Source organism: Micromonospora sp. NPDC048894 (assembly GCF_040649765.1).
Lineage (GTDB): Bacteria > Actinomycetota > Actinomycetes > Mycobacteriales > Micromonosporaceae > Micromonospora > Micromonospora antibiotica.
Map to the genome: position 1 here is coordinate 40,425 of NZ_JBEZFY010000005.1, position 24,541 is coordinate 64,965.

At 73.8% G+C, this 24,541-nt stretch carries 19 protein-coding genes, 1 tRNA gene and 1 pseudogene; 9 read left to right on the plus strand and 12 right to left on the minus strand.

Annotation, left to right across the window (positions count from 1 at the left end; genetic code table 11):
* Positions 1–101: 101 nt before the first annotated feature.
* Genes cobA through cobC form a run of 3 tightly spaced genes read right to left on the minus strand, consistent with a single transcriptional unit; the run spans position 102 to position 3,660 of the window.
* Positions 102–1,406 carry a uroporphyrinogen-III C-methyltransferase gene (gene cobA / locus AB0C22_RS12310; RefSeq protein WP_357534911.1) on the minus strand — a complete coding sequence of 435 codons (1,305 nt, stop codon included), beginning with the start codon at positions 1,404–1,406 and terminating at the stop codon, positions 102–104.
* Positions 1,403–2,509: a nicotinate-nucleotide--dimethylbenzimidazole phosphoribosyltransferase gene (cobT, locus tag AB0C22_RS12315; protein ID WP_357535256.1), complete on the minus strand. Its 1,107-nt coding sequence runs from the start codon at positions 2,507–2,509 to the stop codon at positions 1,403–1,405. The genes cobA and cobT overlap by 4 nt, the downstream gene beginning before the upstream one ends.
* Complete coding sequence (gene cobC / locus AB0C22_RS12320; protein ID WP_357534913.1) at positions 2,509–3,660, minus strand: Rv2231c family pyridoxal phosphate-dependent protein CobC; 1,152 nt, start codon at positions 3,658–3,660, stop codon at positions 2,509–2,511. Before cobC ends, cobT begins: the two co-directional genes overlap by 1 nt.
* Positions 3,661–3,796: 136 nt before the next feature.
* On the opposite strand from cobC, the gene AB0C22_RS12325 reads away from it, so the two are divergent.
* Entirely contained in the window at positions 3,797–5,929 is a 2,133-nt protein-coding gene (locus AB0C22_RS12325; RefSeq protein ID WP_219464348.1) for a transglycosylase domain-containing protein, read from the plus strand.
* 21 nt (positions 5,930–5,950) lie between these two features.
* Here AB0C22_RS12325 and AB0C22_RS12330 read toward each other — a convergent pair whose 3' ends face one another.
* Positions 5,951–7,327 carry a cobyrinate a,c-diamide synthase gene (locus AB0C22_RS12330; protein ID WP_208570446.1) on the minus strand — a complete coding sequence of 459 codons (1,377 nt, stop codon included), beginning with the start codon at positions 7,325–7,327 and terminating at the stop codon, positions 5,951–5,953.
* A 179-nt stretch (positions 7,328–7,506) separates the two neighbouring features.
* Here AB0C22_RS12330 and AB0C22_RS12335 point away from each other — a divergent pair, with 179 nt between their 5' ends.
* Entirely contained in the window at positions 7,507–8,322 is an 816-nt protein-coding gene (locus AB0C22_RS12335; RefSeq protein WP_219464349.1) for an SURF1 family protein, read from the plus strand.
* Between the two features lie 565 nt (positions 8,323–8,887).
* A complete protein-coding gene (locus AB0C22_RS12340; RefSeq protein ID WP_357534916.1) occupies positions 8,888–9,619 on the plus strand; it encodes a hypothetical protein in 732 nt (243 codons plus the stop codon).
* A 22-nt stretch (positions 9,620–9,641) separates the two neighbouring features.
* Here the strand turns inward: AB0C22_RS12340 and AB0C22_RS12345 are convergent, their stop codons facing one another.
* From AB0C22_RS12345 to AB0C22_RS12360, 4 genes are all read right to left on the minus strand, one after another.
* Positions 9,642–11,267 (minus strand): ATP-dependent DNA ligase, encoded by a 1,626-nt coding sequence (locus AB0C22_RS12345; protein WP_357534918.1) that lies wholly within the window; start codon positions 11,265–11,267, stop codon positions 9,642–9,644.
* A gap of 103 nt (positions 11,268–11,370) precedes the next feature.
* The gene (locus AB0C22_RS12350; protein ID WP_208570443.1) at positions 11,371–11,577 is read right to left on the minus strand and encodes a hypothetical protein; all 207 of its coding nucleotides are present in this window, start codon (positions 11,575–11,577) and stop codon (positions 11,371–11,373) included.
* 78 nt (positions 11,578–11,655) lie between these two features.
* Entirely contained in the window at positions 11,656–13,008 is a 1,353-nt protein-coding gene (locus AB0C22_RS12355; RefSeq protein WP_357535258.1) for a dipeptidase, read from the minus strand.
* Positions 13,009–13,111: 103 nt separating this feature from the next.
* Positions 13,112–13,771: a hypothetical protein gene (locus AB0C22_RS12360; RefSeq protein WP_219464351.1), complete on the minus strand. Its 660-nt coding sequence runs from the start codon at positions 13,769–13,771 to the stop codon at positions 13,112–13,114.
* Positions 13,772–13,883: 112 nt separating this feature from the next.
* On the opposite strand from AB0C22_RS12360, the gene AB0C22_RS12365 reads away from it, so the two are divergent.
* Positions 13,884–14,285 (plus strand): rhodanese-like domain-containing protein, encoded by a 402-nt coding sequence (locus tag AB0C22_RS12365; RefSeq protein WP_219470309.1) that lies wholly within the window; start codon positions 13,884–13,886, stop codon positions 14,283–14,285.
* A gap of 133 nt (positions 14,286–14,418) precedes the next feature.
* Here the strand turns inward: AB0C22_RS12365 and AB0C22_RS12370 are convergent, their stop codons facing one another.
* The 3 genes and pseudogenes from AB0C22_RS12370 to ssb form a co-directional block, all read right to left on the minus strand.
* Positions 14,419–15,960: a cobyric acid synthase gene (locus tag AB0C22_RS12370; protein ID WP_219464352.1), complete on the minus strand. Its 1,542-nt coding sequence runs from the start codon at positions 15,958–15,960 to the stop codon at positions 14,419–14,421.
* Positions 15,957–16,994: a cobalamin biosynthesis protein gene (locus AB0C22_RS12375; RefSeq protein WP_357534921.1), complete on the minus strand. Its 1,038-nt coding sequence runs from the start codon at positions 16,992–16,994 to the stop codon at positions 15,957–15,959. The genes AB0C22_RS12370 and AB0C22_RS12375 overlap by 4 nt, the downstream gene beginning before the upstream one ends.
* 692 nt (positions 16,995–17,686) lie before the next feature.
* Positions 17,687–18,055 (minus strand): annotated as a pseudogene (gene ssb, locus AB0C22_RS12380) (single-stranded DNA-binding protein); the annotation flags it as partial.
* Positions 18,056–18,488: 433 nt separating this feature from the next.
* On the opposite strand from ssb, the gene AB0C22_RS12385 reads away from it, so the two are divergent.
* On the plus strand, positions 18,489–18,917 hold the full coding sequence (locus AB0C22_RS12385; protein WP_219464356.1) for an HPF/RaiA family ribosome-associated protein: 429 nt from the start codon (positions 18,489–18,491) through the stop codon (positions 18,915–18,917).
* Between the two features lie 128 nt (positions 18,918–19,045).
* A complete protein-coding gene (locus tag AB0C22_RS12390; protein ID WP_357534923.1) occupies positions 19,046–20,038 on the plus strand; it encodes an alpha/beta hydrolase in 993 nt (330 codons plus the stop codon).
* Between the two features lie 17 nt (positions 20,039–20,055).
* On the opposite strand, the gene AB0C22_RS12395 is transcribed toward AB0C22_RS12390, so the two are convergent.
* Positions 20,056–20,739, minus strand: a complete 684-nt coding sequence (locus AB0C22_RS12395) for a hypothetical protein (RefSeq protein ID WP_357534925.1) — start codon at positions 20,737–20,739, stop codon at positions 20,056–20,058.
* A 150-nt stretch (positions 20,740–20,889) separates the two neighbouring features.
* Here AB0C22_RS12395 and AB0C22_RS12400 point away from each other — a divergent pair.
* The 3 genes from AB0C22_RS12400 to AB0C22_RS12410 all read left to right on the plus strand — a co-directional run bounded on the left by AB0C22_RS12400 (position 20,890) and on the right by AB0C22_RS12410 (position 24,527).
* Positions 20,890–20,962: transfer RNA gene (locus tag AB0C22_RS12400), tRNA-Arg, on the plus strand.
* 305 nt (positions 20,963–21,267) lie between these two features.
* Positions 21,268–22,836, plus strand: a complete 1,569-nt coding sequence (locus AB0C22_RS12405) for a hypothetical protein (protein WP_357534927.1) — start codon at positions 21,268–21,270, stop codon at positions 22,834–22,836.
* Between the two features lie 269 nt (positions 22,837–23,105).
* Complete coding sequence (locus AB0C22_RS12410; protein ID WP_219464360.1) at positions 23,106–24,527, plus strand: hypothetical protein; 1,422 nt, start codon at positions 23,106–23,108, stop codon at positions 24,525–24,527.
* Positions 24,528–24,541: the final 14 nt, after the last annotated feature.

The following is a 24,541-nucleotide window of genomic DNA, read 5'->3' on the forward strand; positions in this document are numbered from 1 at the left end:
TCGATCGACTCGTCTGGTCGAAGGTAGCGGTGTCCCCGGGCGGGGACACCGCTACCTTCGCGAACGGGAGTCGATCACCCCCCGTGGCCCGGCGGGCGGGGTCAGGTGGCGAGGGCGTCGACCACGTCGCCGATCACCACGATGGCCGGGGGCCGCAGCCCCGCCCCGACCACGTCGGCCGCCACCGCGCCAAGGGTCGACCGCAGGCTGCGCTGACCACCCGTGGTGCCCTCCTGGATCACCGCGACCGGGGTGGCCGCGTCCCGGCCGTGCCGGGTCAGGGTGTCGGCGATGGCGGCCAGGTTCTTGAGCCCCATCAGCACCACCAGGGTGCCCCGCAGGCCGGCGAGGGCCTCCCAGCGCACCAGGGAGACCGGCGAGTCCGGAGCGACGTGGCCGGAGACCACCGTGAACTCGTGCGCCACCGCCCGGTGGGTGACCGGGACACCGACCGACGCCGGCACGGCCACGGCGCTGGTCACCCCGGGCACCACGGTCACCGGTACGCCGGCTTCCGCGCAGGCCAGCAACTCCTCCCCGCCACGCCCGAAGACGTACGGGTCGCCACCCTTGAGGCGTACCACGACCTTGCCGGCGAGCGCCCGGTCGACCAGGATCCGGTTGATCTCCTCCTGGGCGCGGGACGGCCCGTAGGGGATCTTCGCGGCGTCGACCAGCTCGACGTCGGGGCGCAACTCGTCCAGGAGCAACCCGGGCACCAGCCGGTCGGCGACCACCACCTCAGCCTCGGTGAGCAGCCGCCACCCCTTCACCGTGATCAGCTCCGGGTCGCCCGGTCCCGCGCCGACCAGCGACACCCGACCGACCGGGCCACCCGGACGGGTCGCGGCGTCGCCGGACCCGGCCGGCGTCGGCTCCGGCGGGCCCGCGAGGGGCGCGTCCGCCACCGGTTCACCCGGGTCGACCTCCCCCGGGTCGACGAGCGGGCCCGTCCGGGCGGTGAGCAGCTCCCGGACGGCGTCCCGGACCCCCATCGCCCGGTGCGGGTCCCCCCCGCCCAGCACGGCCACCGTCACCGGCCCGTGCCGGGTGACCGCCGGGGTCCACGCGGTGGCCGCCGTCCGGTCGTCGGCCCGGACGCAGAAGATCCGCCGTTCGTCGGCGACGGCGCTGACCGAGGCGGCGGCGAGCGGATCGTCCACCGCGACCTGGACCAGCCACGCCCCGTCGAGGTCGTCGGGGGCGAACCGGCGGGGTCGCCAGTGCAGCCGCCCGGCGTCGACGTGCGCGCGTAACGCGGGGGTGACCTCGGGGGCGACCAGCAGCACGTCGGCCCCGGCGTCCAGCAGGGCGGGCACCCGCCGGCTGGCCACGGCGCCGCCGCCCACCACGACCACCCGGCGTCCGGCGAGCCGCAGGCCGAGGGGGTACGGGTTGGTGCTCACTTCTCGGAAACCCCCGCCGCGTCGAACGTCGCCACCTCGTGCAGCACCCGGACCGCTCCGGTGACCACCGGCAGGGCCAGCAGCGCGCCGGTGCCCTCGCCGAGGCGCAGCCCGAGGTCGACCAGCGGGTCGAGACCGAGGTGCCGCAGCGCCACGGTGGCGCCCGGCTCGGCGGAGCGGTGCCCGGCGACCATCGCGCCGACCGCGTCGGGGGCGAGGGCGGCGGCGGCGAGCGCGGCACTGACCGCGATCACCCCGTCGAGCAGCACCGGCACCCGGCGGGCCGCCGCGCCGAGGATCAGCCCGGTCAGCGCCGCGTGCTCCAGGCCACCGACGGCGGCCAGCACCCCCAACGGGTCGGCCGGGTCGGGCCGGTGCCGGTCCAGCGCCGCGCGCACCACGCCGACCTTGCGTCGGTACGTCTCGTCGTCCACCCCGGTGCCCCGGCCGGTCGCCTCGGCCGGGTCCACCCCGGTGAACGCGGCGATCAGCGCGGCGGCCGGCGTGGTGTTGGCGATCCCCATGTCGCCGGTGAGCAGCACGCCCGCCCCGGCGTCGAGCAGCTCACCGGCGACCCGGATGCCGACCTCCACCGCCGCCCGCGCCTCGTCCCGGGTGAGCGCGGCGGTGACCGTCATGTCCCGGGTGCCCCGCCGTACGTTCGCGTCGAGCAGGCGCGGCGGTGCCAGGGTGGTGCCGGTCGGGGCGGGCACGTCGGCGGGCGCGGCGTCGGCGGGCGGGAACGGCAGCGGCGCGGCCACGCCGACGTCGACCACGGTGACCGAGGCGCCGGCCTGTCGGGCGAACGCGTTGACCACCGCCCCGCCGGCCAGGAAGTTCCCGATCATCTGGGCGGTGACCTCCTGCGGCCACGGGGTGACCCGCTGGGCGTGCACACCGTGGTCACCGGCGAAGATCGCCACCGCCGCCGGTTCGGGCAGCGGCGGTGGGCAGGCCCCGGCCAGGCCGGCCAGGCGTACGGACAGCTCCTCCAGGGCGCCGAGTGAGCCGGCCGGCTTGGTCAGCCGGGCCTGGAGGTCCCGGGCTGCGGTCATCGCCGACCCGTCCAGCGGACCGATCGCCGCGATCGTCGTCTCCAGCATCATGCCTCCAGGATTTCCCTCAGTACCTCGATGAACGCGTCGGTGGTCGCCGGGTCGCGGACGGCGATCCGCAGCCAGTCCGGCCCCAGCCCGGGGAAGGTGTCACCGCGTCGGACGGCCCACCCGCGCTCGCGCAGCACCTGGCGCAACCGGTCGGCCCCGGGGCGGTGGATCAGGACGAAGGCGCTGGCCGGTCGGCCCACGACGCGTACCCCGGGCAGGGCCGACAGGCGGCGCACCAGGTGGTCGCGGTCGACGGCGAGCCGGGCGGCGATGGCGCGCTCGGCGGCGACCCCGGTCGGGGACGCGACGGCGGTGGCGGCGGCCAGCGCCGGGGTGGAGACGGCCCAGAGCGGCTGGACGGCGGCCAGCCGCGCCAGCAGCGCGGCGTCACCCAGCAGGTAGCCGATCCGCAGGCCGGCCAGACCCCAGGTCTTGGTGAGGCTGCGCACCACCACCAGGCCGGGCAGGTCGCGGCGGGTGGCGAGCGACTCCGGCTCACCCTCGACGCCGGGTACGCCTGTGGTGTCGGCGAACGCCTCGTCGACGACGAGCACCCGGCCGGGCCGGGCCAGGGCGGCCAGGTCGGCGGCGGGGTGCAGCACCGAGGTCGGGTTGGTCGGGTTGCCGATCATGACCAGGTCGGCGTCGGCCGGCACCCGGGCCGGGTCGAGCCGGAAGTCGTCGTCCGGGTCGAGCAGCACCCGCTCGACCCGGTGCCCGGCGGCCCGCAGCGCGGCCTCCGGCTCGGTGAACTGCGGGTGCACCACCACCGGCCGGCGTACCCCGCCCAGGGCGCGGGCGAGCAGCACGAAGCCCTCGGCGGCACCGGCGGTGAGCAGCACCTCCGCCGGTGGGCGGCCGTGCCGGGCGGCGACGGCGGCCCGGGCCTCCCGGGGGTCGGGGTAGCCGGCCAGGTCGGCGAGGGCGGCGGTGAGCGGGCCGGCCAGCCAGTCCGGCATCGGGTCGCGGCGCACGTTGACGGCCAGGTCGACCAGGCCGGGGGTGGCCTCGGCGTCCCCGTGGTGCGCGAGATCCGGCTCGGTCCCGGCGGACGGCCCGGGGTCGGCAGGCCCAGGGCCGGTCGGCGGGCCGGGAACGACGGGCCCCGGGCCGGTCGGCGGCTCGGTGCCGGTCGATTGCCCACGCATGACCGCGATCCTGCCGGGAAGCCGGCGCGGGGGACAGCCGATCCCGGCGTGGGCCACATCACGGCGGGGGGCCGCACCTCGGAGGCGTTCACGAGTTCTTCTCATGGATGAATCGGAAATGTCATAACTTGACCAGGTGAGCAATCGACCCCTTTCCGCCGCAGGCCGTTCCGTTCCCCTCCTCCGCGCCGGGCTGATCGCCGGCGTCGTGCTCGCCGCCGTGGCGTACCCGCTGGCCGCCGTGACCGGCCTGGGCGCCAAGGCCACCGCGCACGCCGTGGAGCACAAGACGAACATCCTGCGCACCGCCCTGCCCGCCGAGACGTCCTACCTCTACGCGCCGGACGGCAAGACGATCCTGACGATGTTCTACGAGGAGTACCGGCAATACACCAAGTTGTCGGACATGTCGCCGAACATCCAGCAGGCCATCGTCGCCGCCGAGGACAACCGCTTCTACCAGCACTCGGGTGTCGACCCGAAGGGCGTGGCCCGTGCCTTCGTGGCCAACGCCCGCTCCAGCGGCGTCTCCCAGGGCGCCTCCACCCTGACCATGCAGTACGTCCGGATGGCGCTACGGGACAGCGCACAGACGCCGCAGGAGGTCCAGGAGGCCACCCAGCAGACCAGCCTGCGCAAGGTCAAGGAGATGCGGATGGCGCTGGACATCGAGAAGGAGCTGACCAAGGAGCAGATCCTGGAGCGCTATCTCAACTCGGCGTACTTCGGCCACCGGGCGTACGGCATCTACGCGGCGGCGCAGATCTTCTTCTCCAAGACCCCGGCCACCCTCACCCCCGTCGAGGCGGCCACCCTCGCCGGGCTGGTCAAGTCCCCCTCCGAGTACGACCCGCTCAGCTCGGACCAGAAGGAGGCCACCGGCCGGCGCAACTACGTCCTCGACAAGATGACCCAGCTCGGCTACCTGTCCCCGGACGCCGCCGCAGTGGCCAAGAACGAACCGATCCGGACCCGGCCCACCACCCCGGCCAACGACTGCGCCGCGATCTCCAGCGCCTACAACGCCTGGGGCTTCGCCTGCGACTACGTGAAGAACTGGTGGAGCGCGCAGCCCGCGTTCGGGGAGAACCGGCTGGAACGGATGGACAAGTTGCGCCGGGGCGGCTACCGGATCGTGCTGAGCCTCGACCCCAAGGTCCAGTCCGCCGCCGAGAAGAACGTCCGCGCCAAGGAGGGCGTCGGCAGCCCCTTCGCCAACGGGATCGTGGTCGCCGAACCGGGCACCGGACGGATCAAGGCGATGGCCGTGAACCGGACCTACTCCCTGGACATCGGCGGCAACGGGCCCAGCTCGAACCCCGAGGCCGACCCGAAGACGAAGGCGAACTACCCGAACACGGTCGCCCCGCTGCTCGGCGGCGGCACCCTCCCCGGTTACCAGGCCGGCTCGACGTTCAAGATGTTCCCGATGCTGGCCGCCCTGGACGCCGGGATGCCGCTGTCCACCGCGTTCGACTCGCCGTACCGCTACCGGTCGTCCGTCTACGACGGGTGGGCACCGTCCAACGCCAGTGGGGCGATGACCGGCCGGCAGACCATGTGGTCCGGGTTCGGCAAGTCGGTCAACACCTACTTCGTCCAACTGGAGGAGAAGATCGGCGCGGATCGGGGGGTGCACCTGGCCGAGCAGTTGGGCCTGCGCTGGCGTACCGACGTCGACAAGGAGCAGGCGTCACCGGCGAAGGCCAAGAAGTGGGGCGCGTTCACCCTGGGCGTCTCCGACGCCACCCCGCTGGAGATGGCCAACGCGTACGCCGCGATCGCCGCCGACGGCCGGTACTGCGAGGCGATGCCGGTCAACTCGATCACCAACCGGGACGGCACCCCGGCCACCTACAAGACCGCCGGTGGCATCGAACGGGAGGTCGCCAAGCCCCGCTGCCGGCAGGTGGTGAACGCCGACGCGGCGCGGGCCGCCACCGACGCGGCGCGCTGCCCCACCGGCGACACCCCGGCCAAGGGCACCTGCGGCGGCTGGTCGACGGCGGACAGCGTCCGCCGCACGGTGGGACGCCCGGTCGCCGGCAAGACCGGCACCACGGACAGCACCCGGTCGGCCTGGTTCGTCGGCTACACCCCGGAACTGGCGGCGGCGAGCTTCATCGCCGACCCGGACAACCCGTTCAACGCCGTCGGCGACGGGCAGTCCCAGGTGCCGGTCAACGCGGTCGCCCAGACCCTGCGCGACGGTCTCAAGGGCACCCCGACCCGCCAGTTCACCCCACCGTCGGACGCCATCGTCGGCTGAAACCCGGGCCGACGGGTGCCGTCAGGCCGGGGCGGCGACGCCCTCGACCGGCGACGGCAGCGCCGCCGCCGTCACCAACCGGGTCGCGATCTCGGGGTACGCCACCCAGTGCAGGCCGAGCTGGGAGGCGTGCACCCCCCGCCAGACGAAACCCTCGGGCGTGCCACCCTCCCAGCTCCAGGCCGCCCGTGGCCCGGACCGGGGGGTGAGCACCGCGCCGTGCTGCTTGTAGCCCACCACCGTCGCACCCGCCCGGGCGACCACGCTGTCGGACTGGGCGGTCGCCTCCCGGTAGCCCACCACCAGACCGTCCCGGCTCGCGCCGATCGCGTCCAGCACCCCGCACATCGGCAACCCGTCCAGTTCCCGGGCCAGCCACAGCAGGCCGGTGCCCTCGGCGAGCACCGGGCGGCCGGTACGGGCCAGCTCGGCCACCGCGATGCAGAGCCGCCGGTTGGCCGACAGGTCCCGCGCGTACGACTCGGGTAGCGCACCCCCGACGACAAGCGCGCGGGTCCCGGCGGGCAGCGCCTCGTCGCGCAGCGGGTCGACGGTGACCACCTGCGCCCCGACGGCCCGCAGCAGCTCGGCGGTCTCCGGGTGGCCGTAGCTGCCGCCGGGCCCCCCGGCCAGCGCCACCACCGGCGCGTCCGCCACCGGGGTCCCGGTGGCCGGCGACCAGGCCGCGACGGACAGCGCCGGAGCAGAGCGGGCCAGCGCGAGCAGGCGCTCCAGATCGACCGTGCCGGCGACCGCCTCACCGAGCCGGCGGACCGCCCGGGTCGCCTCCGCGTCGCGGGCGAGGACCGGCACCACGCCGTGCCGGCGCGCAGGCAGCACCGGGGGCAGCTCGTGGCGGCGCAACGCCCCGTAGACCGGCACCCCGACATCGTCGAGCGCCTCCCGCAGCATGGACTCGTGCCGGCCGGAGGCGACCTGGGTGAGGATCACCCCACCCAACCAGAGCTGCTCGTCGTACGAGCGGAAACCGTGCACCAGGGCCGCCACCGACTGCCCCATCGCCGCCACGTCGACCACCAGCACGACGGGGCTGCGCAGGGCGGTCGCGACCGCGGCGGTGGACTCCGCCTCGGGGCGGCCGGCGACCGAGTCGTACAGCCCCATGGTGCCCTGGACCAGGGCCAGCGCGGCACCCTGCGCGCCGTGGGCGAAGAGCGGCCCGAGGCGGTCGGCCCCGATCAGCCGGGGATCGAGGTTGCGACCGGGACGGCCGGCCGCCAGGCCGAGGTACGCGGCGTCCACGTGGTCCGGGCCGACCTTGAAACCGGCGACGTCGAGCCCCCGGTCGGCCAGCGCCGCCAGCAGGCCGACGGAGAGCGCATTGGTGCCGTGACCGGAGGACGGCGCGCTGAACACGAGGCGCGGCACGGCAGTCATCATCGACTCCTCGGTGGTGACGGACGGTGACCCGGACGGCCGCCAGGAACACCGGCGGCGATCCGCTCGCGTGACCATACCCGCCCGCATCAACAGGTGGGACCGCCGATCCGGTGCCACCCGGGCCGGTCCCGGGCCGTCGCGGAGGGTGGCCCCGGTCATACGGGTAGCCTCGTGCTGTGTACCGGTTCCTGCTGACCCCACGCTGGCTGGGCATCCTCGCGCTGACCCTGGTCGCCGCCGCCGTCATGGTGCTGCTCGGCAACTGGCAGCTGGACCGCTACCGGGAGCGCACCGCCGTCAACGAACGCATCGACGCCGGCACCGCGGGCACCCCCGCACCGCTACGGTCGACGCTGCCCGCCCCGACCGGCGGCGCGGGCACGGTCGGCCCAGCCCCCGCCGAGCAGGACGAATGGAGCCGGGTCACCGTCAGCGGCCGGTACGACGCCGCGAACGTCGTCCTGGTCCGGGGCCGCACGGTGGAGAGCAGGGTCGGCTTCGAGGTGCTCGCCCCGCTGGTGCTCGACGACGGCACGGCGGTGCTGGTCGACCGGGGTTGGGTCCCCCCGGCACCCGGCGGCGCGCTGGCGATGCCCGAGGTGCCGGCACTGCCGACCGGCACGGTGACCGTCGTCGGCCGGGTGCACCCCACCGAGAGCGGCGGCAACGGGGTGGACCGGCGCGACGGCCGGTTGGAGACCCGCCGGGTGACCGTGGACAAGCTGGCCCGGGAGTTGCCGTACCCGCTGCACGGGGCGTACCTGCTGCTCGACGAGCAGACCCCGGCGAACGACCCGACGTTCCGGGCGGTGCCGATCGGGCACACCAACAACTGGCAGAACTTCGGCTACGTCGTCCAGTGGTGGTTGTTCGCCGCGATGACGCTCTTCGGCTACGGCTGGGTGGCCCGACGGGAGGCCCGCCGCGCCGCCGGCCTGGACGCCCCGAAGCCGCCCGTCGACCGAGCCGCCGAACCCGTCACCCCCGCCTGACCGCCCGACCGGCACTTTCGCCCGACCGGCACTTTCGCCCGACCGGCACCCCCGCCTGGCCGCGATCCCCGCTGAACGGTCCCCTCCCGCAGCGCCAGGCACTCCACTGCCGACCAGGCTTGGCCGACCGGGTCGGTTCCACCGGACGGACGGTGTGGGTCCCAGCCGACCCGCGCCGCCCCACCGCCGGCGGACCTGGCACCAGCCGGGGGCGGCGCATCATAGGTGCGCGTCCTTTCGAGCTGATGACGTCACAGCATCAACCGGTCGACCGCCGGGACCGTGCGACTCGGCCCATCACGCCCCGGTAGGCCTGACTCGTTCTCGTCATCACCTCGAAAGGGCGCACGACAGGCATCTAACCGGCCGGGCCGACAGGCCGGCACCACGCCGGAACACGGGGCGACGCCGAAATGCGGGGCGGGGCCGGGACATGGCACCACGCCGAGACGCGGGGCGACGCCGGGACATGGCACCACGCCGGAACACGGCACCACACCGGGACGCAAGGCGACGCCGGACGCTGTATGGTCCGCAGGATGTTCAACGCGCGTGAGGTGTCGCGGTGACCTCCGACCCCGCCCCGTCGTACCCGTCCGATCCGCCCACGCCGGCGAACCCCGCCTACGATCCCTGGGCGCCGTCGCCGGACGTGCCCCCGGCCCCGGCGCAGCAGACACCTCCCACGGCCCCGTTCCCGACCGCACCTCCCCCGGCGGTGCCGGTCGACCTCTCCGCCCCGTCGATGGGCGGCGGACCGTACTCGGCCCCGCCCGCCCGGTTCTCCGCATCGCCAGACCAGTTCTCGGCCCCACCGGCCCAGTTCGCCACGTCACCGGCGCCGTTCCCGGCACCGGCCGGGGTCGACCCGTACGCCGCGTCGATGGGCCAGCCGGGGCCGTACCCGCCGCGCTTCACCCCGCCGCCGGGGGCGATGGGTGGTCAGCAGCCGGTGGCGGTGCAGATCGGCGAGATCATGGTCACCCCGCCGGTGATCCGCACCCCGACCGGCGTGCTGCCCCTGGCCGGCGCCACCTGGTACGTGGCCGACTACTGGCAGCGGGAGGAGAAGATCGCCAGTTGGGCGATCGTCTGCGCCATCCTCGGCTTCTTCTGCCTGACCATCTTCAGCCTGCTCTTCCTGCTGATCAAGGAGACGCGGCACCACGGCACCGTGCAGGTGACGGTGACCAACGGCGGACACCAGTACGTGGCCCGCATCCCGGTCGTCGACCAGGCGCAGGTCCAGCAGATCAACAACCAGGTCAACTACGCCCGGTCGCTGTCCACGCTCTGACCGGCGTCCCACCGGGTGCGGCTCAGCCGGTGAGCCGTCCGGCGTGCAGTGCCCGGACCGTGTCGATGGTGTCGGCCTCGGCAGCCGACTTGTCGTCGCGGTAACGCAGCACCCGGGCGAACCGCAGCGCCACCCCGCCCGGGTAGCGGGTGCTGGCGAGCACCCCGTCGAAGGCGATCTCGACCACCTGCTCGGGGCGGACCCGCACCACCCAGTCGCCGCGCTCCACGGCCAGCCCGAGGAAGCGTTCGGTCTGCCAGCGCAGCAACTCGTCGGTGAGCCCCTTGAAGGTCTTGCCGAGCATGACGAACTCACCGGTGCGCGGATCCCTCGCCCCGAGATGGAGGTTGGACAGCCAACCCTCCCGCCGGCCGCTGCCCCACTCCACCGCCAGCACGACCAGGTCGAGGGTGTGCCGGGGCTTGACCTTGACCCAGGCCGTGCCCCGGCGACCGGCGTCGTAGGGGGCGTCCGGAGACTTGACCACCACCCCCTCCTGACCGGCGTCGAGCGCGGCGGCGAACGCCGCGCCGGCCTGCTCGGGATCGTCGACCGCGACCCGACCGACCAGCAGCGACCCGTCGACCACGTCGGCGAGCCGGGCCCACCGCTGCCGGCCGGGCAGGTCGATCAGGTCGTCGCCGTCGAGGTGCAGCAGATCGAAGAAGTACGGCGTGAGCGCGGTCGCCTCGGCCAGCGGGGCCACGTCGGCCGCAGCGCTGGCGGCGGGGGCACCGTCGGCGGAGGTCGCAGCGGCGGCGGAGGTCGCAGCGGTCGCGGCGGCGGTGGCCCGGCGGGCCGCCCGGCTGGAGGTCTGCGGGAACGGCAACGGGCGGCCTGCGGTGTCCAACCCGATCGCCTCGCCGTCGAGCACCAGCTCCCGGGCCGGCAACGCACGCACGGCGGCCACCACGCCGGGCACCCGGTCGGTGATCTCGTCGAGGCTGCGGGTGAAGACCGCGACGTCGTCGCCGTTGCGGTGCACCTGGATGCGGATGCCGTCGAGTTTCACGTCGACCACCGCCGGGACCCCGGTGGCCTGGAGCGCGGCATCGACCGAGGGTGCGCTCTGGGCCAGCATCGGCGCGAGCGGCCGGCCCACCTGGAGCCCGAACCCGGCCAGCGCGGCGGCCCCGCCGGTGCGGGCGGCCAGCGCGACGGCCCGCAGGTCACCGGCGAGCAGCAGGGCGCGGCGGACCGCCGTCACCGGCACCTCGGCGGCCCGGGCGATGGCGTCGGCGAGCAGGCCCGCCTGGGCGCCCTGGCGCAGCTCGCCACGGAACAGGTCGACCAACAGCCGCTGCTCGTCGGCGGTGGCGGCACCCAGGAGGGCGGCGAGCAGGTGCCGGCGGCGGGCCTGGGAACCGGGGCCGTGCACGGCGGCGATCTCGTCGATCGCCGCGTCGACAGCGGTCACGGTCAGGGTCGGCTCGGCGGCCGGTGGCGGCAGTTCGCGCAGGCTGGCCCAGCCCACGCCGGTCTGCCGCTGGCGCAGCTCACCGGCGAGATAGCCGGAGCCGACCGACACCTCTGACGGGTCGAGCGCCCGCAGCGCGCCAGCCAGCAACTCCACCTTGGCGCGTCGGCCGGAGGTGGCCGCGACGGCCGCGGAGGTGGCTGCCAGGTCGAGGAACCGCACGCACCTCATCCTGCCAGCCACCCCCGACATCACCCGGGTATTGCCGTACCCGGGCCGTCCCGATCGGGCCGTCCTCCCCAACGGCACCGGGTGTGACCACCCGGACCACGGCTCAGGCCGAGACGGGCTCCTCGATGCGCAGACCCCGGGCGCGGACGCCGTCGGCGACCCGGGACAACACCCCGTCCAGGGCGACCAACACCGCCGAAAGCTCGCCGAGCTGTTCCTTGAGCGTGTCCTCGGGCCACGCGGAGACGTCGACGTCTCCCAGAGCGCTCACGGCGGCTTCCAGCCGCGTCATCACGTCGTTCGTACGCATGTTCGAAAGGCTATACCAGCCTGCCGTCCGACACGCCGCAAACTCCGACAACGACCCCGAAATTTGTGGTTCCGCGGCCTAACCGACCTGCCGCCCCTGCTCGGCCACCCCGGCCAGCAACAGCGCCTCGGCCAGGCAGACCCGGGCGAACTCACCGAGGTGCAGGCTCTCGTTCGGGCCGTGCGCCCGCGCGTGCGGGTCCTCCACCCCGGTTACCAGGATCGCCGCCTGCGGGAACATCTCCTGGAAGGTGGCGATGAACGGGATCGAACCGCCGACGCCGATGTCCACCGGCTCGGTGCCGTCCCAGGCGGCCCGGAACGCCGCGCGGGCCGCGTCGAACATCGGCCCCGACGCGTCGATGACACACGGGTCACCGTCGTGCTCCAGGGTCACCGCCACCCGGGCACCCCACGGGGCGTGCTGCTCCAGATGGGCACACACCGCGTCGTACGCCCGCTTGGGGTCGTCACCCGGCGCCAGCCGTACGCTCAGCTTGGCCTTCGCCGCCGGGACCAGAGCGTTCGGTGCCTCACCGGTGGCCGGGGCGTCGATGCCGAGCACGGCCAACGCCGGCCTCGTCCAGAGCCGGTCGGTGATCCGGCCGCTGCCGATCAGCGACACCCCCTCGACCAGCCCGGCCTCGGCCCGGAACCGGTCCTGCGGATAGTCGACGGCGGCACCGGTCCGGCTGGTCAGGCCCGCGACGGCCACGTCTCCGGCATCGTCGTGCAGGGTCGCCAGCAGACGCACCAGCGCGGTCAGCGCATCCGGCACGGCACCGCCGAACATGCCGCTGTGCACCGCGTGGTCCAGGGTGCGCAGCTCGACGAACAGGTTGACCACGCCGCGCAGCGAGGTGGTCAGGGCCGGTACGCCCACGTCCCAGTTGGTGGAGTCGGCGATCACGATGACGTCCGAGGCGATCTCCTCCCGGTGCTCGGCGAGCAGCCGCTCCAGCGAGTCGGAGCCGTACTCCTCCTCACCCTCGATGAACAGCACCACGCCGACCGGGAGTCGGTCACCGAAGGCGCGCAGGGCGGCGACGTGCGCCATGATGCCGGCCTTGTCGTCGGCCGCGCCGCGCCCGTAGAGGCGGCCGTCCCGCTCGACCGGCTCGAACGGCTCGGACTCCCACAGCGACAGGTCGCCGACGGGCTGCACGTCGTGGTGGGCGTACATCAGCACGGTGGGTGCGCCGGGCGGGGCGGCCCTCGTCCCGATCACGGCGGGTTGGCCGCCCGACCGCACGATCCGCACGTCGAGGTCGCAGCCGCGCAGCAACTCGGCGACCGCCTCGGCGGAGCGCTCGACGTGCGAGTGGTCGAAGCCCTCGAACGCGATGCCGGGGATGCGGACGAGGCGTTCGAGGTCGGCACGGACACCGGGCAGCTCCCGCGCGACGGCGGCCCGTACCTCGGACTCGGACATGATCGGTGAGGTCATGACCGGCATCGTATGCCGGCCTTACCGGGAGGTACCCGGCGAGCCGGAACCGGCAGCGACCGTCCCCTGCACGGGCGTCAGACCGGGGTCAGCGGAGCCAGGCCGGGTCGACCGGGGCGGCGGACGGCGGGCGGCGGACGTAGTAGTGGTCCCGGTCGTGCGGCAGCGTCGGTGCCCCGTCGACCACCAGGTCCACGGCGGCGGCCGTCCGGTCGGCGGCGAAGTGGGTCTCCTCCCCGGCGTGCCAGCGCCGCAGCTCCGGCAGGAGCTGCACCCCGTCCCGGTCCAGCGCGCGGCGCAGCCGCAGCCCGGCCGGGGCGGTGACCTGCACCGACAGGGTCAGCTCCGGCCGGATCGCCGCCCGCGCCGCGCTCACCCCCTCCAGCAGCAGCACCGGCGCGACCGGCACCGGCACCGCGCGGGGCAGGAACGACCGCCGCACCCAGCTGTACCGCTGGTAGGACCCCGGTCGGCCGGCCCGCAGCGGGGCGAGCACCCGTCGCTCCAGCCGGGTCCAGAAGGTGAACTGGTCGTCCCAGCCGTCGAGCAGGTCGTCGGTGTGCACCACCGGTGGCCGCCCGCCGTCGGGCAGGGCGGCCAGGGCGTCCGCGAGGCGCGCGGTGAACACGCTCTTGCCCGCGCCGCTGGGCCCGTCAACGGCCACCAGTCGGGTACGCCCCAACCGGGCGGGTCCGCCGAGCACCCGGCGGGCCAGCGTCGCGTACGCCTCCACCAGGGCCACCGTCACACCGGTGACGCTAGCGGGTGTCCCCCGTGAGCCTGGTTCCGCCGTGGGGAGTGCTGTTCGTCAGGCGGGGGTGCGGGGGCCGGGGCATGATCTGGACGTGCTCAATGACGTGATGAGTCCCGGTGTGGACGCCCTGCTGGAACAGGCCCGAGCCGGGCTGCGGCGGCTGAGTCCTCAACAGACGGTCGAGGCGGTACGGGCGGGTGCGCTGCTGGTCGACACGCGTACCGAGGGTCAACGCCACGAGCAGGGGGAACTGCCCGGCGCGATCGTCATCGACCGGACGGTGCTGGAGTGGCGGCTGGACCCGGCCAGCGACTGGCGCATCCCCGAGTCGACCGGCTACGACCGGGAGATCGTGGTGGTGTGCCGGCACGGCTACAGCTCCAGCCTGGCGGCGGCCAGCCTCCAGGCGTTGGGCCTGCGCAACGCCACCGACATGACGGGCGGTGTGCAGGCGTGGCGGGAGGCGGGGCTGCCCCTGTCCGACCGCCCCGCCGACGTCCGGCTCTGAGCGGGCCGGTGACGGCGAGGCCCGCCTCTGAAAGATGCCCGGCGGGGGCCGCCGACATCCGGCTCTGACGACCCGCCGGTGGCCGGGCCACGGGCGGCACGATCGCCGCGACCGGCCGGTGCGGGCGGGACGGTCAGTTCGTCGGTGGTGCGCCGGGCGGGATGAACGGGAGGCCGGCGGGGGCGCCGGTCTCGACGAGCCGCCACAGCGCGGCCGTGTCCAGGTGCTCCTCGACCAGGTCACCGAGCAGGTCGAGGGAGCGTTCGCGGGCGGCGGCGAAGCTGGTGTCGGGTGCGACCGTGAAGCCGTGCCGCCCGGCCGACCGGGCCACCTCGGTGAGGAACCGGCGGCGGAACCCGTCGGACTCGAACGCACCGTGCCAGTGGGTGCCGTGCACCGCGCCGAGCCGGGCGCCTTCGGGACGGCCGTCGGCGTGGTGCAGCAGCGGGGGCAGCGCCGGATCGGCGGCGGAGACGAACCCGTGGTGGATCTCGTAGCCGCGCACCGGGACGTCGGCGGCGGTGCCGACGGCGGGCCGGACGGTCTTGCCCGGATCGAAGGTGATCTCGATGGGCAGCAGGCCCAGGCCGGGGACGCTGCCCTGCCGGCTCTCCACCGGGTCGTGGATGGCCGTGGCCAGCATCTGGAACCCGCCGCAGATGCCGAGCAGCGGCCGGCCGGCGGCGGCGTGCGCGGTGACCGCCTCGGCGAGCCCGGTCTCCCGCAGCCAGGCCAGGTCGGCGACGGTGGACTTGGAGCCGGGCAGGACGACCAGGTCGGCGGCGGCCAGCTCGGCGGGTTCGACGGTGAGCCGGACCCGGACCCCCGGCTCGGTGGCGAGGGCCTCCACGTCGGTGGCGTTGCTGATCCGGGGCAGCCGGACCACCGCGACGTCGAGCCATTCGGTGCCGTACGGGGCGGCGGGCCGGCCGAGCACCCGCCCGTAGGCCAGCGAGTCCTCGGCGTCGAGCCACAGGTCGAGCTGCCAGGGCAGCACCCCGTAGGTGGGCCGGCCGGTCACCCGGTGCAGCATGTCGAGCCCGGGGCGGAGCAGACCCAGATCGCCCCGGAACTTGTTGATCACGAAGCCGGCGATCAGCGCCTGGTCGGCGGGGTCGAGCAGGGCGACCGTGCCGAACATCGAGGCGAACACGCCGCCCCGGTCGATGTCGCCGACCACGATGGTGGGCAGACCGGCGTGCCGGGCGAGCCCCATGTTGACGTAGTCGCCGGCCCGCAGGTTGATCTCGGCGGGGCTGCCGGCCCCCTCACAGATCACCACGTCGTACGTTGCCCGCAGTTCGGCCAGAGCCGCGTACGCCGTCTCGGCGAGCCTGGGTCGCATGGTACGGAAGTTGCCGGCGGTGACCGTGTCGACGGCCTCCCCGAGCAGCACCACCTGACTGGCCAGGTCGCTGCCCGGTTTGAGCAGCACCGGGTTGAACCGCAGGTCGGGGGTGAGGCCACAGGCGGCGGCCTGCATCGCCTGGGCCCGACCGATCTCACCGCCACGCCCGTCGGGGCCGACCACCACGGCGGAGTTGTTCGACATGTTCTGCGCCTTGAACGGCGCGACGGCGACCCCCTGCCGGTGCAACCAGCGGCAGATGCCGGCGGTCAGCACGCTCTTGCCCGCGTCGGAGGTGGTGCCCGCGACGAGCAGCCCTCCGCTCACCGTCCGCTCACCCGGCCGGCGGTGCCGAGACGGGCGACGATCTGCCGGGCCGGTCGGCGCAGCAGGGTGCGGCCGGCGGCGGTGGCCAGCGGGCGGCCGGTCAACGGCCAGGCGGCAGCCAGCGCGAGGGCGGCCAGGCCGACCGTCCCGGACAGCCGGCCGGCCCGTTTCAGGTGCCGGGCCTCGGGGCGTGGGCCGTCACCGAGGAACGGTCGCACCTCGGACCGCCCGAAGTAGACGTTGCGGCCGCCCAGCCGGACGCCCAGCGCGCCGGCCATGGCCGCCTCGCACTGCCCGGCGTTGGGGCTGGGGTGGTCGTGGCGGTCCCGTCGCCAGACCTGCCAGGCCCGCTCCCGGTCGCCGTGCACGGTGGGCGCGGCGGCGACGGTGAGCAGCCCGGTCAGTCGGGCCGGCACCAGGTTGAGCAGGTCGTCGAGCCGGGCGGCCGGGGTGCCGAACCGGGCGTAGCGGGGTGAGCGGTGCCCGACCATCGCGTCGAGGGTGTTGGCCGCCCGGTAGCCGAGCAGCCCGGGCAGCCCGGCGAGGGCACCCCAGACCAGCGGGGCGACCACCGCGTCGGAGGTGTTCTCGGCGACCGACTCGACGGTGGCGCGGGCCAACTCGCTCTCGTCGAGCCGGGACGGGTCCCGGCCGCAGAGGTGTCCGAGCCGGTGCCGGGCCGTCGGCAGGTCACCGGCGCGCAGGGCGGTGCCCATCACCGTCGCCTCGTGGCGCAGGGTCCGACCGCCGAGCACGGTCCAGGTGCCGGCGGCCACGACCAGGGCCCGGGCCACCGGGTGTCGCCGGGTGGCCCGGCTGGCGACCGCACCGAGCAGCACCGGCGCACCCACGGCCACGGCGGTGAAGACCGTTCCCGCCCGACGATCGGCGCGGTAGACCCGACGTTCCAGGGCACCGGCGGCCCGACCGAAACCGGCCACCGGATGCCAGCGCCGTGGATCGCCGAGCAGGCTGTCCAGCGCGTACCCGGCCACCAGGCCGACCGCGTCCGCCGCCGCTGTGCGCCGCCCCACCCGCACCACCTCCGGCCGGCCAGCCTAGTCGTACGCGGGGTGGCCACGTCGCCGTCGCCACCCCGCCCCCGTTCGTACGCACCGCGACCCGCGCCCCTTCCCCGGCGCGGGCCGGCGGCTCAGGCGGGGGCCGGCACCCGGCCCCGGCCACGTCGGGCCCGACCCGCCGGACCGAGGGCCACCTCGCCCGGCGTCGCCACCGCACCACTCGACCGGCCCGCGCCACCGGACCGGTCCCCGTCGGCCGGCTGCCCCCCGTCGGCCGGCTGCCCCTCGTCGGTCGGCTGCTCCGCGTCGTCGGGCTGCCCCTCGCCGCCCGACCGCCCCGCACCGCCGGGCACGCCCGGTCCGTCCGACCGGCTCTGTTCGCCCGACCGGTGCGGCTCGGCCCAGTCGCCGGACCGGGCCGTCGGGTCGTCACCGGTGTCGGTCCCGTCGTCGGGCAGCGGGGTGAGGTCGTCGTCGGGCTCGTCGTCGAACGGGTCGGTCGCCGGGGCGTACCCGCTGCCGGGCAGGTCGTGGTCGGGCAGGTCGTGGCCGGCGCGCGGGAAGCCGAAGCCGGACAGCTCGAAGTCGTCGTCGAGGGGCCGGTCGTCGGGCCCGGCGGGAGCCTGCCCGACCGGGACCGGCTCGGTCGGCTCACCCTGCACCCGCTGGGCCGCCTCGTCGTCCTCCACCGCGCTGGTGGCCATGCTCGGCCGGTTGCGCAGGAAGCGGGACCGGCCCCGGGACAGGTCGTGGCCGACCGCGACCGCCTCCAACTCGTAGAGGACCCGGTGGTTGCCGGCGTCGTCGGTCCAGTCGCGGGTGTAGAGCCGCCCGGCGACCACCACCGGGTCGCCGACCATGACGGAGGCGGCCACCCCCTCGGCCAGCTTGCGCCAGCAGTTGACCCGGACGCGGAGGCTGTTGCCGTCCACCCACCGGCCGCTGTCCCGGTTGAGGCGGCGGGCGGTCGAGGCCACCTTGAAGTTGGCGACCAGGGTGTTGCTCTGCGCGGTACGACGCCACTCCGGCGCGGTCAGTACGTTGCCGACAATAGTTACATAAGTGTCAAACATCGTTCCCCCTCCCAGGGGTCCTGCGGATGCGGTGGCGAGTCGACTCGGGACCGAGCCTGACCCGCGCGGCGCGACGATGCGAGCCCCGCGCCCCGCCCTGTGGACAACCGGAGCGCCTGTGGACGACGACCTGATCAAGGTCCCGTCGTGCTAGGTCGACCGGCCCTGGAGGACCCTGCCGGGCCGGGACCAGGATGGGACCAGAGGCCACCGCAGGGGCGGGTCGACGACCGGCATCGGAGGGAACGACCGGCATCGAGCGACAACGACACCGAGAAGACGGCGTTACCCGGAGTGAGGTCGACCCCGACTGGGTAATGAGTTGATCAACCAGGTACCACCAGGCACGACGTCCGAAGAGAAAGGCAGTGCTGATGATTCGGACCCCGCTCCGTACCACCGGTTCCGTCCGCACCGAGCGGGAGGTGCGGCGATGAGCGCGGTGACGAACCCGGCGACCGTGGCCGAGTGCCTGCGGATGGGCGCGGGCTTCTCCCAGGGCGACCGGAACTGGATCGTCGAGCAGTTCGGCACCCTGGACGCCCGGCTGGCCGCCTTCCACGCCGACGCCACCGAGCTGGAGGTGTCGGTCAAGGACCGGGAGGCGCGCGGGCAGAAGGTCACCCTGGAGTGCTGGATCGCCGGTCGGCAGAAGATCGTCACCACGTCGAGCGAGGAGGATCTGCGGGCCGCCCTCAACGACGCCCGGGACGACCTGCGCCGCAAGCTCAACGACGCCAAGACCAAGCAGGAGCCCCGGCACAACAAGCACATCCGGGAGATGGCCCAGCCCGTCCCCGCGCCGCTGCCGGACCTCGACGCCGACAACGACACCCACCGGGTGGACGCCGAAACCGCCTGACCGGTCACCGGGTCGCCCCTGCCCAGGCGTTACGCCAGGGCGGGGGCGACCCGTCGCGTCGACGTGGGGTTCGGCCACCCCGGCACCGGGGCTACCGCCGGGTAGTCGGCGGGCGTAGCGTCGCGGTCGTGGAACAGGACGTGCTGGGGCCGCCGTACGAGCGGCAGACGATCGACCTGGGCACCGACGACGAGGGGCCGGTGGTCGCGACGCTGGTCCGGCGGCGTGCCGAGCGCCCGACCAGGCGTGCGGTGCTCTACGTGCACGGCTTCGTCGACTACTTCTTCCAGACCCACCTGGCCGACTTCTACGCCGAGCGCGGTTGGGACTTCTACGCCCTCGACCTGCGCAAGTACGGCCGCAGCCTGCTACCCCACCAGACCCCGAACTTCTGCCGCGACCTGAGCGACTACTTCCCCGAGCTGGACGCCGCCGCGAAGATCATCCGCGACGAGGACGGGCACGACACCCTGCTCGCCATGGGCCACTCCACCGGCGGCCTGATCATCTCGCTCTGGGCGCACGCCCGCCGCGACGCCGGCAGAGTCGACGGGCTCGTCCTCAACAGCCCCTTCTTCGACCTCAACGCCCCCTGGGTGGTCCGTCGACCCCTCGCGGCGGCCGTCGCCCGGCTGGGCCGTCGCGCGCCGCACCGCATCCTCCCCTTCGGCCTGGGCACCGTGTACGGCGAGAGCCTGCACGCCGAGCATCGCGGCGAGTGGACGTACGACCTGGCCTGGAAGCCGCTCGCCGGGTTCCCCGTCCGGGCCGGCTGGCTGACCGCGATCCGTACCGCCCAACGGCAGCTCCGCGCCGGGCTGGACATCCCCATCCCGGTACTGGTGGCCTGCTCGACCCGGAGTTTCCGGGGCACCCGCTGGCACGACTCGGCGGCGCTGGCCGACGCGGTGCTGGACGTGGAACACATGGTCCGCTGGGCGCCCCGACTCGGCCGGCACGTCACCGTCACCCGCTTCGACGGCGGCAAGCACGACCTGGTGCTGTCCGGCCCCGCCGTCCGCGAGCAGGTCTTCACCGAGGTCGGTCGCTGGGCCGACGCGTTCCTCGGTGCCGGCCCGACGCCTTCCGCGGCCGGGTCGACGACCACGCCGCCTGGTTAGGCGGGCGCGGCGGCGGGTCAGGTGGCGGGGAGGGCGGCTAGCACGCGGTCGAGGGTCGCCACCGGATGCCCGTCCCCGGGTGCACCGTCCCCGGGCAGGACCACGCCGAGGCAGCGCAGGCCGATCTCCCCGTCGGCGTCGGGGCGTACCCCGAAGACGGGGGCGCCGACGTAGCCGGCGGGGAGGGCGGCGGCGATGCGCAGCGAGTCGCCGTCGCGGACGGCACGCTCGACGGCGACCTCCAGCGGTCGGGCGCCGTCGACGCCGACGCCGAGGGCCAGCACGATCGCGGTGACCGGCCCGGCACCGAAGCCGGCCAGGTCGTCCGCCCGGACGGCGACCGCGGCCGGCACCGGCTGCACCCGCCACCGCCAGCCCTGCCCGGCGGCGAACCCGTGCAGGGCGGCGGCCGGCAGGACGGCCACCCCGAGCCGGGCATCGCGCACCCACCGCGCCGGCAGGTCCGTAAGCGTCAGCGACTCCCCGGCCGTGCCGGTCGGCTCCGTGACGCTGGGCCGCAGGCCGAGCCACCGCGCCTGCGCGGCGACCACGTCGGCGGTCAGCAGGAAACCGCCCCCGGGGTGGTCGAGGAAGAAGGCCGTGCCCGGGTCACCTGCCGTGTGGACCGGCAGGATGGCCCGACCCAGGAGCTGGCACAGCTCGTAGGCGACCTCGTTCTCGGTGTCCGGTTCCAGCAGCACGGACCGAGGGTACGGGCCGGCGCGCCGGCCGGAAGCCGGGTGCCCGGATGGGGGGTGTCGTGCGACGCTGATCACGCCTGTCCGGACGCGACCCGTGCCCCCGGATGGCAGGGGGTCGGCGGTACCCTCTTGGCGCGACACGTACGCCGCGCGCCCGTAGCTCAGCGGATAGAGCAGGGGACTTCTAATCCCAAGGCCGCAGGTTCGAATCCTGCCGGGCGCACAGATACTCCTCCCTCAGTCGATGGGGCGCGTCGCAGCCACCGCCCACCTTTGCGGCCCGGCCGGGCAGGCCAACGACAACCGCTCCGCAGCGGCCGGTGCCCGCCGCACGCTGTGGCAGAATCGCCCGGTACGGCCCGATGGGGATGTGGACGCCGCTCGGAAAGGGGGGCCGTGGCAAAGCTGGCGGAAAGCAACAATCCCGTCGGGCGGGTGGGGAACGCAGGAGACACGGTAGTGGGAGCCACTGCGGGGATTCGCCTGCGGAAGTCGCTTCCATGTTGGACGGCAGCAATTCTCGGCCTTGTGGGTGTCGTCTACCGGGCGATTCTGATAGCTGTGGACGTCCCACCGGCCAACAGCGACGAGGGCACCGCCGGCCTGGCCGCTCTGCACATCGGAGAAGGCCGGGATTGGCCGACCTTCTTTTACGGCCAGGACTACATGGGCACCTTCTATTCCTATCTTGCGGCTCCGTTGGTGCAGGTGTTCGGCACGCACTGGTGGACCCTCCGGCTGCCGGCACTCGTCATGTACGCCGTGTTCCTCCTCCTCGTTTTCCGGTTGACGCGTACCCTTTATTCTTCCTGGTTCGCCGTCTTCGTCACGGGAGTCTTGGCGTTCGGGTCTGATCGGGTGGTGAAAGATCAGATCATCGGCGCCGGCGGCTATTCCGACGTCGCCACCGCCGTCGCCGGCCTCATGCTGGCGTCCGCACTGCTGGTCCTGCGGCCGGAGAAGCCGAGGACGATGCTCGTCGTGTGGGGCGGGTTGGCCGGTTACATCGTCTGGACCCACTGGCTCGCCCTGCCGTACGTTGCCGCCGCCGTCCTGCTCGTGGCATGGGTGGGACGGGCGGGGATGACGCTACGTCGGGTGTCCCTGGCGGTCTGTGGATTCCTCCTCGGCGCAGCGCCACTGATCGTGTTCAACCTTCGCCTGGACCGTCCCGATTCGTTTTCGGTGTTGCTTTCCCTGAGTGGTGCGACCGAGCCGGCCGCCTGGTCGGACAGGTTGCACGGCGCGGTCCTGGTCGGCCTACCGCTCAGCTCCGGGTTGTGTGCGCCGAGCCACTGTGCCACCTGGCAACTGTGGTGGGGGCCGACCTATCTTGTCCTGCTGGTGGCGGCAACGGCCGTCGCGGTCGCCGCATTTCGTCGCGCCGACGGCGGTGAACGTCGTGTGCACGCCGGCCGGCTGGCGCTCGTCGCCGGTGCCGCGATGACCCTCGCCGCGTATGTCGCGAGTTCCTCGTCGGCGATGACCCCCGTCGAGAGTGCCCGCTACCTCCACTATGGACTGGTGTCGCTGCCAGCCGTTCTCTGGCCGTTGTGGGTCGGTGCGGCCTCCGTGGTCGCCAGGGTGGGGTCCGGCACCTCTGGCGACCATGGTGGAATCCGACGACGGGTGACCGGCCCGAGCCTGGGCGGTGCATTCCTGGCCGCTGGTTGTATCGCACTCGCCGGTGCGTTCTTCGTCGGTCTGTCGGTCGCCACCGGGCAGTTGATCGCCCACCGGTCCGACTACGCCGCTCAGGCCGACGACGAACAGCGGCTTGTGGACGGTCTGCGAACGGCCGGCGTCAGCCATGTCTATTCCGGGTACTGGACGTGCAACCGGCTCGCTTACCGCAGTCGGGAGCAGGTGCGGTGCGCCGTCCTCGATGAGGACCTGTCGCCCGGTCTCGATCGGTACCGACCGTACCGGGACCAGGTCCGCAGGTCCGCTCGGGTGGCCTACGTCCTTCCCTCGTCGGGCGCGATGTCGGTCAACTTCGCCCGGTCCACCCAGGCGCTCGGCGTCGACGTGGTTTCTCGGTACGAGCTCGGCGGCTACGACGTGTACCTCTGCCGCCAGCGGCCGGAGCGCGGCTGACGGCAACGCCTCGCGGGTGGGAATCCACCGCCCCGCGGAGCGGTGGTCGAAGATCGGGCAGGTCGGGGTGGCCCGCGTGAGTCGACTCCGCCGCCGACGCCCATCGTGACCGGTTGCTCACTGCACGTTATATGCGCCAGGACAAGCATCTACCCAGGACCTGGGAATGACCTTGCTCACCATTCATTTACATTGATGCATGTCATGCCACTCGGTTTGGATGGAAAGCGCTGCCCACCGGCAGTGTCCCCACCAATCGAGGAGCACCCTTGCCCCGGTCCCCGTTCCGGACCCGACGGCCGCGTACCCTCACCGCCGTCGTCACCGCCGCCCTGGCCACCGCTCTCGCGGTGGTCTCCACCCCCACCGCTGCCCTGGCCTGGGGGCCAGGCACCGAGGCGGCCCAGCCGTACGCGCAACCGAGCATGCCCACCGTGCCCAAGCGCGGCTGCCAGTCCACCGTCGCCAACCCGGCCGCACCGACGGGGGCGACCCCCGCCGTCCAGGTGATCTACGCCTGGCACGACGGCGTCGGCAACAACTACGAGGCCAACGTCGAGTACATCGCCAAGGTGGTGGACCGGATCGACTGGGCGCTCGACGAGTCGACCAACTACGACCAGCACTACAACTTCAGCTGCCGCACCGGGTACGACACCAGCACGTACGCCGGCTACGCCCGCTCCCTGGTCGTCCCCGAGAAGATCGACGCCGGGGCGAACCCGAACACCCCCGCCAGCACCGTCCGCAGCGACCTGGTCTCCGCCGGATACCAGGACAGCAACCGGATCTACCTGGTCTTCACCGATTTCGCGTCGAACTCCGACGCCTACCAGTGCCCGACCGGCGGCAACTCCAGCGGCGTGCACTGCTCGGCGGTCACCGAGTCGTGGACCACCGGTGTCGCCGGGCACGAACTGCTGCACGTCCTCGGCGCGGGGCACGCCTGGATGGCCGAGACGGGGGCCTCCTACGTCCCCGACATCATGTACGGCTGGTGGGACAACTGGAACACCGACCCGGGGTTCCGCAGCTACTACGACCCGAGTGAGCTGTCGGCCAGCTTCTACATCGACCCGAGCCCGTCGACGGCGAAGGTGAACGTCGCGAACCATCCGATGCTGACCGCCCCGGTCTGCTGCGACGTGGGCGCGAACAACGACCTGCTCACCGCCGAACAGCGCACCGTCGAGGCCGCCACCCCGAGCAGCAGCACGTCGACGTTCACCACGTCGGGCGGCTGGCACCAGGTGACGCCCGCCTGCGGCATCTCGACGAACTCCTGCACCTACTTCGACGGCCGCCGGTCGGTCCAGCTCAACACCTACACCGGGCCGTCCAACACGTCGTCGATCTCGCTGACGAACCGGGCAACGGTCACCGCCGGCCGGACGTACAAGTTGTTCACCCGGTTGCGCAGTGGCGTGGCGGTCAACACCCAACTCCAGCTCGCCTGGTACAACTCGGGCGGCACCCTGCTGTCGACCAGCACCGGGGCGACCGAGACGCTCGCCAGCAACTGGCTGGAGTACCGGACGACCGCTACCGCCCCGGCGAACGCCGCCAGCGTGCGGATCACGGTGAACGTGCCGACCCAGTCGACCACCGGCAACCAGGCCATCAACCTGGACAGCCTCCAGCTCAACGACTGCACGGCGAACACCGGCGGCACCTGCCGCTACGACACCTGAGCCATCGGCAGGGT

What these genes read in the sequence shown, in the direction of transcription:
- AB0C22_RS12330 (WP_208570446.1), bottom strand. Translation starts at nt 7,327, where the DNA reads ATGACTGCCGTGCCGCGCCTCGTGTTCAGCGCGCCGTCCTCCGGTCAC.
- AB0C22_RS12365 (WP_219470309.1), top strand. Translation starts at nt 13,884, where the DNA reads ATGAGTCCCGGTGTGGACGCCCTGCTGGAACAGGCCCGAGCCGGGCTG.
- AB0C22_RS12355 (WP_357535258.1), bottom strand. Translation starts at nt 13,008, where the DNA reads ATGTCCGAGTCCGAGGTACGGGCCGCCGTCGCGCGGGAGCTGCCCGGT.
- cobT (WP_357535256.1), bottom strand. Translation starts at nt 2,509, where the DNA reads ATGCTGGAGACGACGATCGCGGCGATCGGTCCGCTGGACGGGTCGGCG.
- AB0C22_RS12350 (WP_208570443.1), bottom strand. Translation starts at nt 11,577, where the DNA reads ATGCGTACGAACGACGTGATGACGCGGCTGGAAGCCGCCGTGAGCGCT.
- AB0C22_RS12345 (WP_357534918.1), bottom strand. Translation starts at nt 11,267, where the DNA reads ATGAGGTGCGTGCGGTTCCTCGACCTGGCAGCCACCTCCGCGGCCGTC.
- cobC (WP_357534913.1), bottom strand. Translation starts at nt 3,660, where the DNA reads ATGCGTGGGCAATCGACCGGCACCGAGCCGCCGACCGGCCCGGGGCCC.
- AB0C22_RS12385 (WP_219464356.1), top strand. Translation starts at nt 18,489, where the DNA reads ATGAGCGCGGTGACGAACCCGGCGACCGTGGCCGAGTGCCTGCGGATG.